A 23,390-nucleotide genomic window follows, 5' to 3' on the forward strand; every position below is an offset into this window, starting at 1 on the left:
CTGCAAAATCTGCATGAAAAATTTGGCACGCAGATTAGGCAGATTTTTACAGATTTATTTATTTTGATGTTAAAACTAAAACCCAATCATTACCATCTACTTTTTCCCCAGGAGGATCAAATTTTAAAACACCTGAATTTTTAAATTCGCCTATTGCTTTTTCTACACCATTTCGAGGATTAAACCAAGCCGCATTTACTTTTGCTCCTTTGATTTTACCCATATTTAACGACATCGTTTTTCCGTTATAGGTATAAACCAAAATATAATCTGTTCCTCTGGTTGCTGCCAGATAATCGTATTTTACACCTTGATTAGCAACAATCGATTCATCCGGAACACGACTAAAATAATTGCGTTTCAAGATTAATTTCTTTACAAATTGCATTTGAGCTGCTCCGGGAGCATTCAACTCATCACTCCAAATGGCTTTGTTTCCATAAGCGCCTTTCTTTTCTCCCTTATGATACATTTGCATTACAGCATTATTTCCATAAGTAAAACCGGCACCTCCTGCAAAAACTGACCAGTAAGCATATCTTCTCAAATCCTGATCTTTCCATTTAGGCTGTAAAGTATCGTGTAAACCATGAGGAATTCCTTCGTAAGATGGTTCTCCGTCTAATGTTGGCTTAGTAGGTTTTAGAGCAAAATCTCTCAGGACAAATTTGTAATTATCTTCTTTAAAAGAACCTGGTAAAGTATCCTGATCGTATCTTCTGTGACCTGATTGGAACATATTAAAATCCAACCAGCTTGCATTGTGATAATTTTCAGAAGAATCGGTACGACCAAATGGATGGAAAGTCACTAACTGATTTGGATTATTCTTTTTTAAAGTACTTCCAATAGCATTCCAAATATCTGTGAATTTATCGCCATAAGTATCTCCTCCGTTCATCCAGATAACATTAGTACGGTTTTTAAATCTATCGGCTAAGAACTTCGCATATTTTTCAACCTGAGCTAATGTTACTTTACTGTCTTTAGCACTGATATTAGTTCCCCAAACCGGTACCATTGCTAAATACAATCCGTTTTTTTGAGCAACATCCAACGCATAATCTACGTGATCCCAAAAATCATATTCAGCAGGATTTTTAAAATTACTTCCAGGAGTTGTCAATGGTTTAGAAACATCAGCATCAACTAGGGCAGCATCGCCATAAACATTCTTTGCTGTTATATTATGCAACACCATCACCTGAATAACATTGTAACCTTTTGCTTTTCTGTCCTGAAAATATTTATTGATTTCCTCACGACTCAATTTCCCAAAAGTTAACCAACCTGTATCTCCCAACCAGAAAAACGGTTTTCCATCCTGAGTTTGAAAATAGTGTTTGTTAGAGGAAACCTGAAGTTTTTGCAAAGGCTTCGCTGTGTTCTGCCCCTGAACGGAAACAGTCACAAAGCTCAATCCTACAAGTGTAATTATTCTGCCAATAGTTTTCGATATTATCATTTTATTTCTTTTTTAAGTAAGCTACAATTTTAGTTTCTTTTGCCTGCGGCGCTGTTAAAGTAACAATGGTTTTTCCCTGAATGGTTTCTTTAGAAATAACATTTCCATTTTCAGGATTAATCCAAAACACCTCATAAGTACCTGCATATTTTGATAAATCAACAGTCGTTTTATTCGCTTTTGACAGATAAAAAAGATAGGCTTTTCCATCGTCTTTCAAAGTCCAAACAGCGCTATTGTAATTTTCGTCCTGAGCAGTTTTCATGTTTGCCAATGATTCATAAAAACCTGCAACACTAATTTTAGGAAGCGCAGGTAAAGAGCCACCCGCCATTAAAACTGACCAACCAAATCTATTAGCTCCCGGAGTATTATAAATAACGGCTTTATCAGCATATTTATCACGGTATTCACGAACCGCTCTATAAGTTTGTTCATCCGTTTCCTTACCCACTTTCATTTGACGGGCATGTTGTCTTGGCGCTAAATTCACGCCTCCCTGAGGTGCATATAAACTTCCGTCATCTTTATAATACCAGTATCTAATATCGATTACATCAACTGTAGCCGCTCTGGCAGCATCATTCAAAATAGCATCCTGTACATCTTTAGTTGCACTTAAAGCTATTTTAGATTCGTTTTGATGTGTTTTTTTATAATTCGCCACAACATCTATCCAAAATTGCATAAACGACAAAGGCCCTGTATATTCGGCACTGGTAAACTGCAATACATTGGCATTGTCTTTAAAGTTCTCTAAACTTTTTTCAATAAATCCCTGATGTAATTTTTTGATATTTTCGTTTTTAACATCATAAAATTGTTCGGCAATAAAGATTCTCTTATCACCCATGTAAGGAGGTGGTTCAGGAAGTCCTGTATTATTTATATTATTAGCTGGTCGCCAAGGGGAACTTGCCCAGTGCGCTCCTGCTTCTAAAATATTATGCTGGAAATACTGCTCATTCATCAATATTTTATTTTGTTGAGCAGCTAAATCGGCAAAAGTTTTCAAACGATCCCAATACCAGGTATTGAATCTGGTTAAATCGTATTTACTCAAATGATCCCAGGCGGTACCCTGACCAGTTCTGTCAAAAGGCTGCTCGTAAAAAGGCGCCCAAACATCGGCGTCTAATCTGCGAATGCGCTCGTGATCGGCCATACGTTGTTCGTACCACAAACCATAATTATGATCCAAAGCCACTTTGTTATTATCAACTAAAAACTGAACTGTTTCAGATAGATTATCGGTATAACCCAATCCGTAATGTCCGGGTACAAAACGCGTAACATGAGGTCTTCCTTTTGAAACATCCGAATCACGCAAACTTCCTCTCCACCATGGAATATCAATAGTTTCACCGGCAAGCAAGCCTTTATCAGAAATTAAAAGACCATTTTTGATGGTGATTTTTGAAGCCACTTCAGTTGATTTAATTTCTGCCTTAACTTCATCAAAAACTTTCGCTTTTGAGGAATTCACAGCAATTGGATTTCTGGTTGCTGCCTGACTAATCCATTCTTTTAAAGTAGTTTGTTTTTTATACGATTCAGCAGTAAGAATTCTGGCCTGTTCAATCGTTGGGCTTGAAGAAGGTTCAGTACCTAAATCTAAAATTTGAGCCTGCATTGGTAATTTACCCAAACGTTGTTCCAATAAGGCATAATACAAACTTCTAGGCGAAATATGATTGTTTACATCAGCCCAATGTCCGTTTCCGGCCCATTGTGCCCAAACTCCAAAAGCCCAGTTGTCAGCCGTAGGCGGACTGTAATTTTCAATTTTAGAAGCCGATGATTCCCAGATTACACTATTAGCCGCATTCCATCCCAGTCCGCGAGCATCCTGTTCTTTGTTTTTAAAACTAATGGCATTCCCATCAATTAATACCACGTCAAAAAGTATTCCTGTAGCCCAGCTTCCTATTGAACCACTGAAGCTATAAGGCAAATACGATTGGCATTGTAAAAAAACATTTGGTCCAGCCGTGGCATAACCGCCAACAGCAAAATCATTATAACCATATTCCGAATAACAACGTTGGAACAAGGTTTGTTGCCCTTCGGTATAAAAAGTATTTCTTCTAAAAGCAGCAATTTCTGAGATTGGATTCAAAGAAATACAATCTTCAACGGTGATTCTTTTTGCTGATTTTAATATCGAAACTGCACCTCCTGCAAATTGTTCAAAATTAACTTGTCTTACCCAGGCATCTTCTGTATTCTGAATCGAAATACCATGCCAACGGTGTTGCTCGTCTTTTGGATTGGTAGTATCAAAATCTGATTTTAAAGTCAAATTTTCAACTCCAATATTATTGATTCGACCAGCCCAATTATAAATTACAACTTCTGATGGAGCTAATTTTTCGTTCAAAGCATTAGTCAATGGAGCATCGATGGTGATTTTGTTAGCCTGTACCTGAGTCACTTCCCTATCGGCACGAATTACAAAATCATCTTTTTTCCAGCCTACCCATCCTGTTTCTGCTCCAAAATCAACCATGCCTAGTTTATCAATCCATTGTTGGTTGATAGGAGTATTCACTAAAATACGATCGCCTTTTTTAATATTCGGAGTATTTTTTAAAGCTAATGTAGTCGCACCTAAAGCTGTAAATTCTTCGGCTAATTGAAATTTATCTTTTAGGACACGATTGTTTATTCCTGAAATGTTAACAATTGCTTCTCTATTCGTTCCTGTTCCCAAAATAACTGTTCCATTATTTCCGGCTCCACTTCCTCTTAAAACAATTCCGTTTGCTTTAATATTGATAACTCCCGAAACCTTAAAAATTCCTTTGTCTAAAAGAACAGCTCCTCTAAAACCGTTGGCATCCGCCTTAAGCGAAGCCACATAATCTACAGCAGCCTGAATCGTTGATGTAGCATCACCAGAAATTGCAGGTACAAATGCCTTAACCGTAATTGTAGGAATTGCATATTGTGCAGCGCGATAACCTGCAAAGGAGAAATCAGGGATTTCATTTCCTGAATTATCTTTAGTCCTAATTAATTTTCCAGCCTTATCCTTAGTGATTGTTGGAAAATTATTTTGAGCATTTAAAGCAGTTACTAAAAACAACAACAAAAGTGTCTCCATACGAAGACACTTGTTGATTATTTTGCTAAAACAACTATTTATTTTATTTGAATATTGAAATTTATTTTTCATACAATACCATTTATAACTATAAAACAGCATCACTGTTTTAAACCATTAAGGCATTAAGAGAATTTAGGCTTAATCTATCTTCATTTCTTAATGGTTTATTTTTTATTTTAAATGACCAATCTACACTCATAATTGGTTTAAACAGTTAAAAAACTATTGCAGTAAACTAGCCGAAAGCGTATCTCTATTATTATCAGCATTTGTCCAATCTACTTTTTTTGTTGGATCAATTCCGTTAAAGTATTTTTCGATATTGCTATAACCATCTCCATTTAAATCACCATTAGCATCTGAAGCATCTTTAGGATTTAAACCGTATTTCTTCTCCCAGGCATCAGGAATTCCGTCATTATCTGAATCTTTATAAGCTTTTCCTTTGTATTCAGGATAACCTCCTACCTGATCAGGATGAGTAATAATTCCTTTTTTATAGGAATCAGCAGGCAATCTTCTTTTGATAAATTCTTTTCCAATAGTATTTTCTAAACCGTCTTTAACTTCAATTTTTCCGGTGCGAACTTGTTTGATAACACGCTCATCAACTGCATCTCTTTTAGGCAAAGTAGCTCCAACATTGTTTAAAACAAATTCATAAGCCTCCTGAGCACTCATCATAGTAATTTTTGGCATTGGGAAAGCCTTATTTTGCTTAATGAAAGCCAATTTATCCTTAGCCTGCTCGAAGTTAAGATTTTCTAATTGAACTCCACCATTCCAGTTGTCTTTAGTAACTTCAGGAACTCCATCTATATAATTTCCATTTACATAAGCTCTACCAAAAGCTTTAGGTTCTATATATCCTGATTCTGGCTTTAAGATTCGGTAACTAATTGGTTCACCTTTTGGAGTGATAGGCCCTGGTTTAAAATAATTATTAATGATATTAAACATCGAACGGTAATCCCCTCCATCAAGTGAACGGTTCCACCAGTTGAAAACCACATTATTCACAAAATTAAAATCGCCATACATACCGATGGAACAGTTTCTTGAAATATTATCTGCCCAAAGGTTACGCATAAAAGTACTGTTTAAACCACCTATTGTACTTCCAAAAGCATGGTTATAAGTATCTAATCCTTCTGCCGAAATTGTGTTTTGAATGGTAATATTACAAGCAGGTAATTTTTCTAATTTCGCTTTTGGATTCGCTTGGAATTGATGACGATATAATGAAATATTTTCGTCTAATCCCCAACTTGTCGAACAGTGGTCAATAATAACATTTCCTATTACATTTCCTCCTAAGGCATCGTCTCTTCGGCTTACTTCAGTTGCCCCTCTTCTAAAACGCATATGTCTGATAATTACGTCATGCGTATCGATTTCTAAGGTTTCACCAGCAATACAAATACCATCACCAGGAGCTGTTTGTCCAGCAATAGTAACATAAGGTGCACGCATACTGATGCGGTTTTTCAACTTAATGATTCCTGAAACATTAAAAACAATAATTCTGGCTCCAACAGCTTCACAGGCTTCTCTAAAAGTTCCCGGACCGCTATCTTCTAAACTGTTTACAACGAAAATTTTTCCGCCTCTACCACCCTGAGTATAAGCACCACCACCTTCGGCTCCGGGAAAAGCAGGAATTGCTGCAGGAACAAAATCTTTTGGATAAGATGCCCAAGGTAAATAAGGACGACCTTGCAGAGCCTCCTTTTCAAGAACTTGTTTGTTATCTGCCCAAATTTTTGCTAATCTAACTTCTTCTTGTGCTAAAACTGCATCAGTTTTATCCTGAATCTCTTTTGGAATATCAGGATACTGCGCATGCATAACTGAACAGCTAAATAAGACTAAACTTAAGCTGAACAGGGTTTTTAATGAATTTTTCATTTTTTGAGGGTTTAAGAATATATTAATTAAAATCTATTTTTTATTTTTTTCTCTTTCTTCCAATCTTTTATGCCAATCAGCACTTTCTTTGTTCAAATCATAACCTTGCTTAGAAAGATAGTTATTGATTCTTCCTTTGTATTTTCCAAACCAGCCATGTTTTTCCTTAGAAGAACCTCCATCCATAGCATGTTCTCTTGCTTCAACAAGTGCGTCATAGATGTATTTTTTTTGCTCATTCGTTAAGTTAGGCAACATATCGTTGTAACCTAAAACTGTGATTGGCAAAACACCATAAGTCATTCCGTCTTTCACCTGAACTATTTGACTGTTATTTAACTTTTTACTTAGTTTTTTCAAATACGATTTATGAAGCGATAAGATTTTTTTATCAGCATCATTTTTTAAGCCATCAACTTCTTTTTGTTGCTTCTCCTTATCAGTAACAGTCTTTTTAATTTCAGCGATCTTCGCATCACGGGTTTCATGAATTTTATTCAAAGAACGGTATTGCTCAGCAATAATATCTCTAACTGCTAATTGATCTTCTTTTGAATTTAATTTCAAATCATCAACAATTTTTTGCGCTCTTTCATTGGTCACTTTCACATATTCAGCATCCGCTCCTGATTGTGCCAAAACTGCACTTGAACCTAAAAAAAGGAATAAAGCCCCCACAGCTAATTTTTTATACATTTTCATCTTTTATCTTTTTTTAAAACTTTAGTATTATAAAACAAAATTCTTGCTTCATCATTTACAGACGAAGCAAGAAGTGTGCCATTTACAATTAAATTATTTCTTATATTCAGCTAATCCTTGTTCATTTTTAGCCAAAGTATCTTCATTATTATCCAAGTTTTTCCAATCTACTTTTTTGGTAGGATCTATACCATTAATATACTTTTCGATGTTAGAATATCCATCACCATTTAAATCACCATTTGCATCAGAAGCATCATTTGGATTCAAACCGTATTTTTTCTCCCATGCGTCTGGCATTCCATCTTTATCAGAATCTTTATAGGCTTTTCCTTTGTATTCCGGATAGCCACCTACTTGAGAAATATCAGTAATAATTCCTAACTTATAAGAATCCATCGCTAAACGACGGTGCTCAAACTGATAGAAAGTTTTACCTTCTAAACCTTTAGCATATTCCGGTTTTCCAGTTTGCACCACTCTTAAAATACGAGTATCTACAACGTCTCTTATTGGCAATTTAGCACCTACATTTTTAAGAACATAATCGTAAGTTTCATTAGCAGTCATAAACTTTTTCAACCAAGGCATTGGGAATGGTTTGTCAAAACGCATTTTAGGAAAATAAGTAGAAGCTTCTTCAAAAGACATATGTTCTCCTTTTTTGTTTTCCATTTGCACACCACCGTTCCAGTTGTCTTTAGAAACTTTTTCGTTTCCTTCCACTACATTTCCGTTTACATAAGCTCTACCAAAAACCATGTAAGGCAATTTACTTCTTCCTGATTCTGGTTTCAAAATTCTGTAACTTACAGGATCATTCAAATCGGTAGCAGGTCCTGGTTTAAAATAATTATTGATGATATTGTATTGAGCCGTATAATCTCCACCGTCAATAGAACGGTTTACCCAGTTAAAGATTACGTTATTGGCAAAATTGAAAATTCCGTTCCAACCGATTGATGGATTTCTACCGGTATTAGAAGACCATAAATTTTTAATAAAAGAACAATTTTCTCCACCTAAAGTACTACCAAAAGCGTGATTGTAAGTATCCAGTCCTTCTGCAAACAAACTGTTTTGAATAGTTACATTTACAATACCCATTTTCTTTTCAGGTCCACCTGTTTCATCGTCATACATATGACGGTAGAAAGACATATTCTCGTCTAATCCCCAAGTAGCCGAAACGTGATCAATAATTACGTTACCAACAGGATTTCCTCCAATAGCATCATCACGACGACCTACGAAAGTTTCCCCTCTGCGGAAACGCATGTGACGGATTACCACATCATGTGTATTAATCCAGATTGTTTCACCCGCTACACAAATACCATCACCAGGAGCAGTTTGCCCTGCAATAGTTACATAAGGAGCACGAACAATCAACGGACTTTTTAATTTAATAATTCCAGAAACATTAAAGACAATAATTCTGGCTCCACCTTGTTCCAAAGCTTCACGCAAAGTACCTGGCCCTCTGTCCTCCAAGCTTGTAACTACATAAACTTTACCTCCGTGACCACCAAAGCTGTACATTCCTCCTCCTTCAGCACCTGGAAAAGCAGGAATGGAAGCCTGTGGCAAATCAGTAGGTCTGGATGCCCAAGGAACAAAAGGTTTTCCCTGTCTTGCTTCCTGTTCAACAATAACTTTAGCTTTTTCCCAAGCTTCATTTGAAAGCTTCTCAGCTTCTGCCTTAATCGCATTTTCTTTCGCCTGAACTTCAGGTGAAATTTTAGGATATTGTGCAAAACAATTTACACTGCTTCCCAAAACCAAAAAAGCCAATAAAAAATTTAATTTTTTCATTTTAAAATTATTCTTAATTAATAAAAAACATTTGGTTAGAATTGCTATTTATTAAATTAAAATTTTGTAGTTGTAAAAGTAGAAATGCCTGAATAATTTCAGGCATTTCTTAGTTTTATTATTTTAATTTTGATAGTTGAAAGTTCCATCAGAACCATTAGCATCTTTCCATCCAATTGTTTGTTGCAACCATGGATTAAGACTTAAGACAGTATTAGAAATTCCACTGATATAATAGTTTTGTTTCCAATCAATAGTTACTCCAACATTGTTTACCGCATCCATCGGAGTAGAAGGAGCAACAAGCACAAAATATGTATTATAAAAAGTCTCTAAAGCTGTAATTTGAGCATTAAAAGTAGCCGTAGCTGCATCTGGATCAACAGAAATAGCAGCACGTTGCGTTACTAGTGGATCAGCTGATACATTACCTACCTTATAATTCAAATAATTACCTGTACGTTTAGTTCCATTAATAGGAGCTAAACCTAATTTAGCACATGTTGTGTTATTCGCAGTAGCATCATCATTATACAACATCCAACGCTGGATATCCCAAAAACGTTTTCCTTCGTAGGCTAGCTCTACTCTTCTTTCATATAAAACTGCCTCAATAGCTTTGTATTTATCTGCCAATGTTCCTATTCCGTAGTTATTTGCAGAAGGAATACCTACACGATTTCTAATTTTACCTAAATACACTAAAGTATTTGCTATATCTCCTTTAGCAGCATAACATTCAGCAATATTTAGCAATAACTCCGCATAACGGTATTCTATAATATCCGTACCAGAATATTGAAAATTTGACGTATTACTCGCAGTCGGATTTGACATTTTACGTATAAATGCAGGACTGGCTACATCATTTTCTTGATTATTTGCCTTAGCATAACCATAAGTTGTTGCTGTCTTGTTATATCTATATGCCCAAACTGTAGCCTCAACAACTTGGCTTGTCACTGTATTTGTGTATGGCCAATAACTTCCGGAAAAAGCAAATGTTCTATAAAAACGTGGATCACGATTCTTAAAGAAGATAAAGGGATTATAACCATTTATTGCCGTTCCGCTCGCATTTGTCGGACGAGAACCATCATTCATTGGAAACAAGTCAATCATTTCTTTAGGAGCTAGAACTTTACCACTTCCACCCTGACTCTTTAGTCTCATAGCCTTTTCCCAAGAATTATTTCTATCAAGAGATGTTGTTCCAGTACCTAATAATCGAACAGTAATTGCTTCATTAATCTTTTTATTATCGTTAATGTAAAACATCTCAGACCATTGTTTTGCAGTTGTTCCATACAAACCATATCCATCAGTGGTTAACTGTGTTTCAGCAGCCAATCCGGCATCCAAAGCTGCTTGCCATCTTGTATTATCAGTATCCCAGTTTTTATTAAATAAAGGACTGGCATAAGTTAACAATACTCTTGACTTTTGAGCCATTGCAGCACCTTTTGTAAAACGACCATAATTAGCCGTATCCCAGTTTGAAGGTAATAAAGCCGCAGCCTTATCCAAATCTGCCACTATCAATGCTACCACATCTGCTACAGGAGACCTAGGTACTTGAATAGTTGGATCATCGTTAGTTGCGTTTTGAACTGTTGTCACTATAGGAACACCACCATAAGTACGCATTAAATCATAATATTGAAGTGCACGTAAATAATACATCTGCCCTTTTACACCATTGCGAAAAGTCTCAGATAAATTAGCCGATTTTGCATCTATATTCTGTATTACTTCATTACAATCTCTAATTCTGTTATAAGGTGAAACAGGAATTGAAGTAGACAAGGCTGCTCCATAATAACCATTAGCATCAGTTGCATTTGTTAATGTCATATTTGGATTAATCCAATTTGAAATTGTACCACCAACTTCTTCAGTATCACCCGTTTGAGCAGTAGTATATAACCCAACTACCGAAGATCTAGGATCTACATATGCATTAAAATAATCATAATACAAGTTATTTACATACCAAGTCATATATTTTTCACTTTCATAAAAGTGATCGTCAACAAACTGATACTGTTTCTTTTCCTGTAAAAAATCATCACTACAAGAAGCTACTAGACCTAGTAGAAGTGACAACATTAAATATTTATACATTTTTGTTTTCATAATTTCGTAAGTATTTATATTAGAATGAAACATTCAGATTAAACGACCATGTTCTAAGTGTAGGGTACTTAGTAGTAGAATCATCATACATATTTCGATATTTTTTTGGATAAGGATTATATAAATCCCAAAGATTTTGACCCGAAATTCCGAAGCTCAATCCGTCAAGTTTTATGGTTTTAAGAACCTCTTTTGGAATATCATAACCAACTGTTAAATTTCTAACTACACATCTGAAATTACTAACCTGCCAGAAATCTGAGGGGTCAAAAATATGATTACCCTGTTGCCCCATATTTGGGTATTTACCATTAGGATTATCAGTTGCATCATACATATCAGTCCAAAAAATCTCATGTGCCCAATCACCATGTGTACTACTAGTTCCTTGTTTAATTTTATCAATGGTATTAAACCCTCCCCAAGAAGTGGCTATTTGGGTTTTAAAAGTCAAATTAGAATATTTGAATCCTAAATTTGTGGTAAAACCATAAGTCCTATTTTGATTTAGTAATTTTTGGTAATCTTCATTTGCTACAATTTTACCATCAGCCGCACCTCTTTGACCTGTTGCAGTATTATAAGTACTTGCTACATCCTGATAAGCAAGCATTCCTTTGAATATAGTAGACATATTACCCCCAAAATAACTTGGAGTACCTCCAAAAGCAGTAGCATGCTCAGTTAAATAATTCCAATAGTTGGTGATATCTTCATCTGTACGTAAAATACCATCTCCTGTTGAAGTCCCCTTCCAAACTTTGAATCCCCAAACAGGTGTATACAATGAATTCCCTACTCTTCTATCATTAAATGATGGATCTCTATCAGCTGCTTCTGGATATTGTTTAATTTCATTGTTAGAAAAACCAAAGTTGACACCAACATTATAACTAAAATCACCTTTGATTTTATCATGCCAGTTAAGACTAAATTCAGAACCCCAAGTATTAACAGCAGCATAATTTTGCTCTGCAAAAGCCCCTCCTACCGAAATAGGAACTCCTGCTTGTCCTGCAAGAGAAACCAAGGCATCTGTTGTTTTGTCAAAATAATAATCTGCACTAATTTGTAATCTGTTATTGAAAACAGCTAAATCAATACCGTAATTATTTTTAATTGTTGTATCCCATTTAACATCAGGGTTTGCCGTAGCCCTTGGAGATATACCATTACTTAACGTCCCGCCCGAAGTACCAAACTGATATCCTTTATCTGTAATAATATCATATAATGTCGACCAACGCCATGCTGAAATATTATCTTTTCCAGTCTTAGCAATGGAATAACGTAATTTTAAATTATCTACCCATGATACATTATCGCTAAACCATTTTTCTTTGGAAATTACCCATCCAAATTGTGCACCCGGGAAAAAGCCCCAATAATTTTCAGGAGCAAATTTAGTAGAAGCGTCTGAACGGAAAATAAATTGCGCCAAATATTTGTCTTTATAACTATAATTTAAACGACCTAAATAGGAAAGCGTTCCTCCTTCTCCTCTATGAGCATAAGAATTACCTGTATTCATCGTACCAGCAGTTTCAGATGTTCCAATATAGTCTATATCAGTTCCTTCATAAGCCATTCGATTACTAAACCATAACGACTCCGAACGCTCTATCCCAGCCATTGCATCAACAGCATGATCCCCAAAAGTCCTAGCATAAGATGCAAAAAGGTTAGCCTGAGTCATTTTATTAGTATCTGTATTATAATACACTCTAGAAGATTGTGTATTTTTAACTACACTATAAGTAGATCCGGCATTCAGCAAGTGATTTCCAGCAGTTTCGTAATTACCAATTTGAAGTAAATCATAAGGTAATTGCATCTGCTCTACAGCACTGTTAGATTCAGTTCTGGCATAGCTACCTTTAATACTCATTCCTTTAATAAATGGTACTTTATAATTCAAAGACATATTCATGGTGTAAGAAAACTGATTTTCAGTTTGTTTACCCGCATCCAAAGCCGCAAAATAATTCCACCCTGCCACATTTCTAGAATTAGCAGATCCCATATTTCTGTCTGAACGATTAAATGGAGATGTCCAATAAGTCTTACCATTGTAATCAGCTTGCCAAGGCACGTATTTTGGCATATGCAATAAAAGTGCATAATCCGCTTGTTCTGAATCAGCAATCGACCCAAAACTACCATCACTAATAGTTGAAGCAGCTTTAGTAAATGACTTTTCAAGATCAAAAGTACTTGCAGAAAGTGTTCCTGAAAAATCTAAATTTTCACTCATTTTAACATTAACCCCAGTTCTAAAATTCCATCTATTATAATCTTGTTTCCCAAGATTAGCCCCTTGTGTATAATAATTTATACCTGCATAATAAGTAGCTTTTTCCGTACCTCCACTCATATTTAACACATGTCTTTGTTGCGTAGCTGCTTTCCAGGCTTTTTTCAACCAATCATAATCCAAATCTTTCATAGCTTCCAACTCATTAGCCGAAAAATAATGAGCTGTGTTTGAATCTGATGTTGAATTTAAAAATCTATTTTTCCAAACACCATGTTCATAAGCATTCATAGTTTTAATATGACTTATCGCATCATTAACCGCAAATTGGGAATAGTAAGAAAACTTTGTTTTCCCTACTTTTCCTCTCTTTGTTTTTACAACAATAGCTCCTTGCGACGCTCTAGCTCCATAAATAGCTGCCGAACCATCTTTTAAAACCGTAATACTTTCAATATCAGAAGGATCCAATCTATTAAAAGCCTCTTGTGAAGGACCACCATTTACAGGATCCACTTGAACCATATCATCAATAACAATTAAAGGAGAGTCTGATGATACACCTAAAGTAGAAAATGAAACATTTTGACGTATAGTAATATTTGCAGTTCCTCCTGGACGACTAGATCCATTCGCATTATTAACAGATAATCCAGGCACTAAACCTCTCAAAGCTTCAGATAAATTTGACACTGGCAAATCTTTCACACTTTCAGCATCCAAAGTAGCAACAGCACCTGTCAAATGTGATTTTTTCTGAGTACCATAACCTACAACCACTACTTCATTCAAAGTAGAAGCATCTTCTTGCATGGTTACATTAATAGTTGTTGATGTTCCTACTGCCCTCTCTTGCGTTTTCATACCTACATAGGAAAACTGAAGCACTGCTCCTTTAGGAACCTGAATTTTATAGCCTCCGTCAATATCAGTTAGGACACCATTTTTAGTTCCTTTTTGGATAACGTTAAGACCTATAACTCCCAGCCCATCTTTGTCCACCACTTTTCCTGTGACAGTTGCATTTTGAGCATAACCAGTCCAGCTCATAATACTGAACAGTAATACACTAAATACCATTTTAAATGTTTGTTTCATAAGTGTGTTTCTTTTGGTTAAAAAAAATTAATTGTTTAGTTTGGTTTATTTATTTCTGTTTAAAAGTGAGAAATCGCAAGTAAAATTTTGAATCTTAATTATTTATTGTCTTTTATCTATCATTATATCCACATCATTCTTACATCTTAACAAAATGTAAACGTTTACATTTTGTACTATTTTTAGTATTTTACTATTTAGTTAATAGTAACTAAAAGAAATGTAAACGTTTACATCTGTCAAAAGTAATAAAATTTTATTACTACAATGCTTTTTATGGATTTTTTTTTATGTTTTTTTTAGCTTTTGCTTCTTTTTTTTATGTTAATTTTTCATTATCGAAATATTACATGAATTTTAACAAGTTTATTAGTGCGAAAACCAAACTGTCATCTCTTTACTGTTGCCATTTCCCCATGAAAAGTAGGGTACTAATCTTAATGAAAGCTGTTCTTTAGTTTGTTTTAAAGGCTGATATAGCTTTTTACTATCCCAGGAATTGGCATCAAAAGAAGCTTTTGCGGTAATTGAAATTAAATTTCTGTTATTTAATTGTATTGTTTCGGTCTTAAAATCAGAATTCGTATCCAAAATAACTTCATTTACAGAACCCGGCTTAGAAATCCCATCTGATTCCAAACAATAAACTATAGGTCCTCTTTTAACAGCCACCTGATTTTTAGTTTCTTCCACTAAAGGATTGGCTTCCATTAACTGCACTGGCATAGGAATATTTAAACTCACAACATCACCTTTTTTCCATTGACGCTCAACAGTTACATAAGAACCGGAAGCTGCATTCGCACCTATTTCCTCACCATTTACTTTTATAGTAGCTCCATTACTCCACCCCGGAATTCTTAAAAACAAGGCATAATTCCCTTTTGGTGCTTTATCAATTGTAATTGTAATTGCTCCATCCCAAGGATAATTCGTTTGTTGGTGCAACTGAATAGCAGCTCCTTCTTCTGTTGTTGTATTTAAATTGTTACTTCCGTATAAATTAACATACAATCCTTTGTTAGTAAGACTGTAAGCATAATTGGCCACTTCAGCTACGGTTCTGGTTACATTAGGAGCACAACAATTAGACAAAGCAATATATCCTTCACGTGTATTACTCCATCTTTGTTCAAAAGGTAAATCGGCAGAAACATTCAAAGGATTGTTATAGCAAAATTTATTTCCATCTAAATTCATTCCGGACAACACACTATTATATAGTGCTAATTCTAATACATCAGTATATTTTGCATCAGCTGTTATTTGAAACATTCTCCAATTCCACAAAACATTACCAATATTGGCACAGGTTTCCGTATGCGCTGTAGCATTAGGCAATTGGTACGGACGACCATAAGCCTGGTGGATTTTTTGAACTACGCTTGGATCATAAGAAGTTCCGTCAGGAGAAACGCCATCATACAAAGCACCGCAAGCACCCGTGATATACATTTTGCGGTAAGCTACATCATCCCAAATAGACTCTAAATTATCCAATAATTTTTTCTCACCCGTTTCGGCATACAAATCGGCAACACCAGCGTATAAGTAATTGGCTCTCACCGCATGACCCATAGCAGTAGTTTGTTGTCTAAACGGAATTCGATCCTGATTATCATCTGTTCCATCCGCCGTAGTTCCTTTTATATCAATTAAATTTTTAGCCAATTCCAGGTATTTTGGGTTTTTAGTGGTACGATACATTTCGACAATTCCCATATAATGCGAAGGACAAATAGCATTTCGGGCTAACTCAGGCGAGGCTTTTTTGTAAAAATCATACAAATAATCAGCTACACCTTTAGCGATATTCAAAAAATTAGTTTTCCCGGTAGCACGGTAATGTACACAGGCAGCAGTCATTAAATGTCCCATATTATACTTTTCGAAGCCCAATTGTTTTTTTACTTCTTCAGGACCTAATGTTCCCCAACGCTCATCAATTAAAACCGGAGTATGTAAATAACCATCTTTGCGTTGCACTTTTGCAAACATTGCTATAGCTTCGTCCATTTGCTTATCCAATTTTTTATCTTTGGTAACTGCATAAGTAGCCGCCAAGCCTTCAAAAATCTTATAAAAATCTCCATCGTGAAAAGAAGGGCCTTTGAAAGTTCCTTTTCTATCTCCGGCTGCAATTTCAAAGTTGGCATAAGCATGCGAAACTTCATCATTATGATACAAGTCCCACATAAAAGGCAAGGTTTCCTTGTTCTCGACATTCAATTGTTCTTTCCAAAATCCGTTAGTCCAGTTTACATCCTGCAAACCTACACTTCGCAATTTAGAATAAGGACTCGCTGAATTATCTACCAAACCTTTGTTTTGGGCAGCAATAACAGCCGAAAAAAGCACGGCTGACAATAGAATGATGTTCTTTTTCATTTTTATAATTTATTTAATTCAAAAGTTATAAAATTTAACCACAAAGCTCTCAAAGAGAACGCAAAGAACACAAAGCTTTGCGAAAAACTCTGTGTCCTTTGCGGTTAAAATTATATTATCAGTAGCAAAAACTGCTACTATTTTTATTTTACAAATACATTGATAATTCTGCTCATTGTATCTCCATCAGCATCTTTAACTGAAATTACCAATGAAGCAAATCCTTTTTGACTTGCTGTAAACTCCAATTCTTTTCCTTTTAAAACTGCTTTTCCATTGTTTGCTTCTGAAAATGAATACGCTGGTTTTTTCTCATATCCTTTGAAATAATCCGCAACAGAGAAAGTCAATTTTTCACCTGCTTTAACAAAATAGTGTGGTTGCGCCATCCAATTCAAATAATCCTCTAATTGGGTGTAACCATTTCCGGTTCCTGCATTTGCATCAGCGAAATCTCCCTGAGCAGAATTTGGATTTAATCCTTTTGATTCTTCCCACCAATTTGGCAATCCGTCCTGATCGGTGTCCCAGTCGGCAGGACGGCTTTCTGAAGGAAAAACTGGCCAACCTCCCAGATCGGCTTCATTATCAATCATCCCTCCTAAACCGCTTTTACTTCCTTTATAAGTATAAGTGCCTTTCAACGTTTCATCAATAATTCGATTATCATGTTTATCAAAAAATGGTTGTGTAGCTCCTACATCTGACAATACATTTTTATAAGCCGCCACAGCCGATTGCGTATTTACATGTGATTCAAAAAATGGTTTTGGCAAAAACACATCATAATCAACTATTGCGTTATTAGACACTGTAAACTTTCTTCCTTTTTCCTGATTTTTAAGATCAAAATAACCTGGCATTACATTACCATCAAAATAATATTGTTGTTTTCCTTTTCCAACACCCTCAATTTGGGCATTTAAGGCTACAAATATTTTAGTTGAAGCACCCGGTTTGTAATAATTGCCCACAAAATTTACTTCATTAGCACCACCATCTGTAGCTCGTCCACCCCAATTATAAACCACATTGTTTCTAATATCTATTTTTCCACCATAATAACCATCACCATTTAATCCACCACCAATACTCCAATTTCTTCCTTGATTGTGAGCTAATAAATTATGGTGAAAGCTACCTACATCACCTCCAATAGTAGCAGCAAATCCATGCATTTTCCCAGCCGGATATTTATCATGTCCTGCTACATTTAAAGCTTCAGAAATTAAAGTTCGTTGTAAACTAATATTATGCGCTCCTCTTGAACTAAAAGATTCATCAATAGTCCAGCTGATAGAACAATGGTCTATAATACTGTTATTGGCACCTGTTAAACCCATTCCATCGTAAGTAGTTCCGCCACCGATGCGAACTTTCAAAAATCGGATAACTCCATCATTTCCGGTCAAACCAATAGGCGCTCTTGTAATTGTGATTCCTTCTCCCGGAGCTGTTTGCCCTGCAATAGTCACAAATGGTTGACTAACAACCAAACGAGATTTTAATTGGATATTCCCTGAAACATTAAAAACGATAGTTTTTGGTCCTACTTCCTGCTCTACAGCATCACGCAAACTTCCCGGTCCGCTATCATTCAAATTAGTTACTGCGATTACTTTTCCGCCTCTTCCTCCAATGGCAAAACGTCCATAACCTTCAGCACCCGGGAAAGCAATTTGTGCCGGTTTAAAAAACCATACTTTTCCTTTTGTCACTTCTTTCGATCCATCAATTTCATCCACTCTCCAGTAATAGGTTTTCAAATTATTTAAAGACGCGTTATCAACTGTAGCTTCTTTCTTTGTTAAATTGCCTTTAAATTCCGGTGAATTATGATTGGCTTCAGCAACTTTTTGTTCATTTTCTCCAAAATAAAAATCACGAGAAACAGCTCCTTCAGGCGAATTCCATGTTAATTTGAAATTATTATCTAAAATTACGTGTTGGTCATTATTAGCCGGACTTGGCGTATTGGCTTGCTTTTTTAAGTTTGGCAAATCCAATTCGAAACCATTAATTACTACTTTTTGAATTTTCCCATCTGCTTTTGTATCTGCTTCAAATCGGACAACTACGTCTTTTCCTGCTTCGGCAGTAAAATTAACATAAGCAGTAGCCGCCTGAATGCTTGAAGTCACTCTGTTCGTTGGCTGAATTGTTTGTGAAAGCACACCATTTACATACACTTTAACAGGAGCATAATTAGCCAATTCAGGACTATCAAAAGTATTGCTAAAAGCCAACAAACTGTGTTGTCCTTTTGACAATCCGCTAATAATCATTTCAAGATTTTTATCAGCAACTATACCATCACTTGTTAAACGAGCATAAAATGGCGCCTGCATTCCTGTTTTGTACCAACTCGAATTAATCGCCCCGTTTACCGCCACTTTTATATCGCCAAAAGTTTTCTCAAAATGCGTTCCTTCGCTTATAGGCCAGGAAATATAATTAGGATCATTTACTTCTAAAGTCCTGCGTGATGCTAAGTCAAAATCGACTTTTAATGATTTTGTAGCCGAATTTACATTCTGATTTTGCGCACTCAAAATCGATGTAAACGTTATCATTGTTCCTGCACAAAAAGCAAGCTGCTTAACTAAATTCATAATTTTTATTTTAAATTTTCTTTTTCTGTAAGAGTAGTTCCTAACAGATTTACAATATCCTTTTCTCTCTCTTTTGGAAAAACGTTCAGAAAAGTTACTTTCCCTTTTTCCATTTTCACTTCAACAGTAGTATTTTTTGGTGCATGCAACTTAAAGTGTACATCCCAAGTTGCTGGCCAGGCCGGAAAAATATAAATTTTATCCCCGTTGGTTTGCAACAGCATTTCCTGCATTCCTATCATCCCTGAACCTCCCCAGTTGTGATCAGGAACCCAGTCATAACCCGGTCCCCAAAAAGCAGGGAAACGTCGGTCTGAATTTGCCATTTTTAACAAATTGTATTTCGCCGCTTCTTCGGTTAATCCCAATCTCGCTGCAAAAATATTATCCTGTTTCCAGCCTACATGACTTCTGAATTTCAATGCATCCGTATCATATTTCCAGGTATTCAAAGCGGTTTTAAAATCTGCTTTTCCAAGACCGTATATTCCCCAGGGAAATACTGAATACAATTGTGGCACTTCAGAATTATTGATTCTTTCCCAGCTTTTGGCCGGAGCCAATGTTTTATTTCCTCCAAATTCTCTGAAATTCAACGGCGGAATTCGCGTTTGAAAAGCTTTCAAATACTCCAAATCTTCTTTGGACAATTCTTTTTCAGAAAACTGCAATAACTTCTCAGTAATAACTTTTAAAGCCGAAATTGTACTATTCGAATTATACGCCATTTTATAAGTCTCAGCTCCTGAACCAGGATACAAAACCAATTTCCCTTCACCATCCAAAGCTTTTCGACCACGTTGTTTCGCTAAATACTGATAATGCTCATCAAAAAAACGAAGACAACTAATGATAAACGGATTGTATTTTCGAATATCTTCATTTGCATATTCTTTTTGCTGAATCATCATCTGGCAAAACTCAAAAACTGTATCCCATTCATATTCAAGCCAGGCATTGTATTCCATTCCTGCATCATAATCTGCCGGACGTTTCCATTCGTATTCAGCAGGATTTGGCAAAGCAAAATTTTCTAATTGCTCGGTAAAAGCCGCTCCACCATGTTTCCAATATACCTGAGAACGTAATTCGGCATTTTTTTGCAAACTCAAATAATAATCCAATTGCGATTTCATCATATCAAAATCACCACTTTTAAGCATTGGAGCATAAACCAATCGCTGATTTTGCGCCGTCATTGTTCCTCCACCCCAATTCCTGAAATCAGGAGTAAAATTCAAATCCTTATTAGTATAAACCGGATCTACAGTAAATAATCCACCATTGAATTTGGTTGGGTATTTTCCATAGGCATTACAACCCAACATATAGCGAAACAACTGGTAATTTTGACCGATTTGATAAACGGAATCCTTTTTTGTTTTCTCATTTTCAGTAAAAACAAAACTTCGTTTCCAAAAATCATGCCACCAACTAATAGTTTTTTCTTCAGCCTTATTATTTTTAATCTTTTTATAGCTTGAAATCTGATTTTTCAGTTCTTTATTCCACAAAGTCGCATCCACCGATTGATTGGTATACAACTGTATTTGAAACTGATGTTTCTTTGCAGCTTTCACACTCGAAAGTCGGTAAGCTTTGAAATCCGTATCCTGATAAATTCCGTTATAAGTTCCATCGGCTTTCAAATTACTTCCGGTTATGAATCCTCCAAAAGTAAGATTCGCCAGCGGATTCATCATTTGGTCTTTTACCGACTCCATTTTTTGTTGCTTTACAGCCACATCAAAAACAGTATATTCTCTGTTTCTGTGATAAAATTTCAGACCGTTACCTTCAAAAGCAATAGAATCTTTATAAGTGATAATATCACCCTGAGGGGCCCATTTATAAGAATTGGCATTATTGGCTTTGCCTTTAGAATCACGGTTTTTGTAACGCCAACTCTCATAAGCAGCCGTCATTTTCAAAGGCGTCTTGCTCTCTAAATCAACATGAATTACCGGATTGAAAACGTCCACCCACAATTTTACTGTAGTTCCGTTTTGCGAAATACTAATACAACCATCTTTCAACAACAATTCCTGTTTAAAACCCTCATTATCCTTAAAAGGATTAGGACTCAAACTCACTTTCACCCGTCCTAATTTCAATAAAGTATTGTGTTCGTCAAAAGTTCCGCTACGGGAAAAATAAAAATACAAATCGCCTTTTTCTACCCATACATTCGCACCAATATCACCCCCACCCAACGGCATGGATTCTGAGGAATTCTGGCTTTGTGTATTCCAAACCTGATTGTAATTTTCAAGCGTAGCAATTTGCGCTTTGACACAAAACGTTAAAAATAGTAGAAATATGGAAATTAAATTTTTCAAACTTGACATTTTTTAAGTCCTGTTTGTCATTCCGACGAAGGAGGAATCTTCGTTAGTTACTCACTTTGCTGAGATTCCTCCTTCGTCGGAATGACAAAATTGTCTATATTTTTTTAAAACCTTACCAATTATCCGTTCTAAACGATGAAACTGGTAAACCTCCTGTGCTGAAAATTTGTGCTTCGGCGAAATCTTTGAACAAATAACGAACAGCAACCGGCTTAATCACCTTATCCGAAGTCAGCACTACAGATTTTCTTCTTACTTCTGCTTTTGCAGGATAAAACACCTTATCCTCTCCTGCAATTTGAAATCCGGTTACTTCTTTACCATTAGATGTGATACCATTTGGCGCTTTGTCGAATGAAACGGTCACTGAATTATCCTTAATTTCCATTGCTTTATATTCCGGACTTTCAAATTCAAAACCGGTAATTCCATAAGTTTTCGTCAAAGCCAAATAACCTAATCGGGTTCCTCCGGCTTCTTTATGAATCGGATGAATATTATTTTCTTCACCAATATCCATCAAAACCGCCATTCCGGAATTCGAAATTTCATTCGAAGCTTTCAACTGAGCTTCACGCAAATAAGCCGAATTGTATTCTTCTTTATTGTCTTTTGGATGAAATTGAGCATAATTAAAAGGAGCAATTTGCGCATAATAAAACGGGAAATCACCTTGTCCCCAAAGTCCTCTCCAGCTGCTCACCATCTTTTTCATCAAATCTTTGTATTGTCCGGCGCGCTCATAATTCGATTCACCCTGATACCAGATACAACCTTTGATTCCGTAACCAATCACCGGCGAAAGCATCCCATTAAATAAAGTTGTCGGCACACGATTCGGATCTTTGGCTAATTCTTCTTTTGTAGTTGGAATTTTAACGTTCGTAAAATCTTTCAACATTTCCTGATTCATCCAGGCTTCCATGCTCGAACCTCCGTAAGAAACATGAATTAAGCCCACAGGCACATTCAAAACTTCCTGCAACAATGAACCAAAATACCAAGCCGTAGCACTAAAATTGCCCGTAGTTTGTGGGCCGGCTGTATACCATTGTCCTTCAAAATCTTCATTTGGTGTCAACACCGTAGCTCTTGGAATCGTAATGAAACGGATTTGTTTGTTGGTCGAATGTACAATTAGCTCGTTTCCTTTATATACGGCTTGCCCGGGAAATCCTTTCAAAGGCATTTCCATATTAGACTGACCGGAACACAACCAAACTTCTCCAATTAATATATTTTTAATTGATTTTGTTTCCTTAGCATCCGAAACTGTAATTGTATAAGGACCGCCAGCCACAGGCGTTTTCAAAGCTATTTTCCATTTCCCTGTTTCGTCAGCCTTTACTTGATAGATTTTGGCATCCCAGGAAGTTTTAATTTTGATGCTTTGATTTTTATCAGCCCAACCCCAAATAGGAACATTACTTTGCTGTTGCAACATCATATTATCCGAAAACAAAGCCGGTAATTTTATTTTTGCATTGATTTGGAAACTTCCTAAAATCAAAAAAAACGTAATAATTGAATTTTTCATCACTAAAATTTCATTTTA

General features: G+C 35.8%; 11 protein-coding genes. All 11 read right to left on the reverse strand.

The annotated features are described in order from the left end of the window. Positions 1 to 58: 58 nt before the first annotated feature. The 11 genes from BLR17_RS02160 to BLR17_RS02210 all read right to left on the reverse strand — a co-directional run bounded on the left by BLR17_RS02160 (position 59) and on the right by BLR17_RS02210 (position 23,372). Positions 59 to 1,465, reverse strand: a complete 1,407-nt coding sequence (locus BLR17_RS02160) for a glycoside hydrolase family 140 protein (RefSeq protein WP_066328183.1) — start codon at positions 1,463 to 1,465, stop codon at positions 59 to 61. A 1-nt stretch (position 1,466) separates the two neighbouring features. Continuing rightward, complete coding sequence (locus tag BLR17_RS02165; protein ID WP_066328182.1) at positions 1,467 to 4,571, reverse strand: DUF6298 domain-containing protein; 3,105 nt, start codon at positions 4,569 to 4,571, stop codon at positions 1,467 to 1,469. A 225-nt stretch (positions 4,572 to 4,796) separates the two neighbouring features. Next, the gene (locus BLR17_RS02170; RefSeq protein ID WP_066328181.1) at positions 4,797 to 6,482 is read right to left on the reverse strand and encodes a thrombospondin type 3 repeat-containing protein; all 1,686 of its coding nucleotides are present in this window, start codon (positions 6,480 to 6,482) and stop codon (positions 4,797 to 4,799) included. A gap of 33 nt (positions 6,483 to 6,515) precedes the next feature. Then, positions 6,516 to 7,184 (reverse strand): DUF3826 domain-containing protein, encoded by a 669-nt coding sequence (locus BLR17_RS02175; RefSeq protein WP_245683105.1) that lies wholly within the window; start codon positions 7,182 to 7,184, stop codon positions 6,516 to 6,518. A 93-nt stretch (positions 7,185 to 7,277) separates the two neighbouring features. Next, complete coding sequence (locus BLR17_RS02180) at positions 7,278 to 8,999, reverse strand: polysaccharide lyase (RefSeq protein WP_066328179.1); 1,722 nt, start codon at positions 8,997 to 8,999, stop codon at positions 7,278 to 7,280. 123 nt (positions 9,000 to 9,122) lie between these two features. Continuing rightward, the gene (locus BLR17_RS02185; protein ID WP_083189436.1) at positions 9,123 to 11,135 is read right to left on the reverse strand and encodes a RagB/SusD family nutrient uptake outer membrane protein; all 2,013 of its coding nucleotides are present in this window, start codon (positions 11,133 to 11,135) and stop codon (positions 9,123 to 9,125) included. A gap of 19 nt (positions 11,136 to 11,154) precedes the next feature. Next, on the reverse strand, positions 11,155 to 14,487 hold the full coding sequence (locus BLR17_RS02190) for a SusC/RagA family TonB-linked outer membrane protein (RefSeq protein WP_066328174.1): 3,333 nt from the start codon (positions 14,485 to 14,487) through the stop codon (positions 11,155 to 11,157). A gap of 369 nt (positions 14,488 to 14,856) precedes the next feature. Beyond that, positions 14,857 to 16,875, reverse strand: coding sequence for an aceric acid hydrolase (locus BLR17_RS02195; RefSeq protein WP_066328173.1), 2,019 nt, complete (start codon positions 16,873 to 16,875; stop codon positions 14,857 to 14,859). A gap of 143 nt (positions 16,876 to 17,018) precedes the next feature. Further along, positions 17,019 to 19,487, reverse strand: a complete 2,469-nt coding sequence (locus tag BLR17_RS02200; protein ID WP_066328172.1) for a pectate lyase family protein — start codon at positions 19,485 to 19,487, stop codon at positions 17,019 to 17,021. Between the two features lie 5 nt (positions 19,488 to 19,492). Continuing rightward, on the reverse strand, positions 19,493 to 21,826 hold the full coding sequence (locus BLR17_RS02205; protein WP_245683106.1) for a DUF5703 domain-containing protein: 2,334 nt from the start codon (positions 21,824 to 21,826) through the stop codon (positions 19,493 to 19,495). A 121-nt stretch (positions 21,827 to 21,947) separates the two neighbouring features. After that, positions 21,948 to 23,372 carry a sialate O-acetylesterase gene (locus BLR17_RS02210; protein WP_066328170.1) on the reverse strand — a complete coding sequence of 475 codons (1,425 nt, stop codon included), beginning with the start codon at positions 23,370 to 23,372 and terminating at the stop codon, positions 21,948 to 21,950. Between the last annotated feature and the right edge of the window lie 18 nt (positions 23,373 to 23,390).

This window comes from Flavobacterium glycines (genome assembly GCF_900100165.1).
GTDB classification, from domain to species: domain Bacteria; phylum Bacteroidota; class Bacteroidia; order Flavobacteriales; family Flavobacteriaceae; genus Flavobacterium; species Flavobacterium glycines.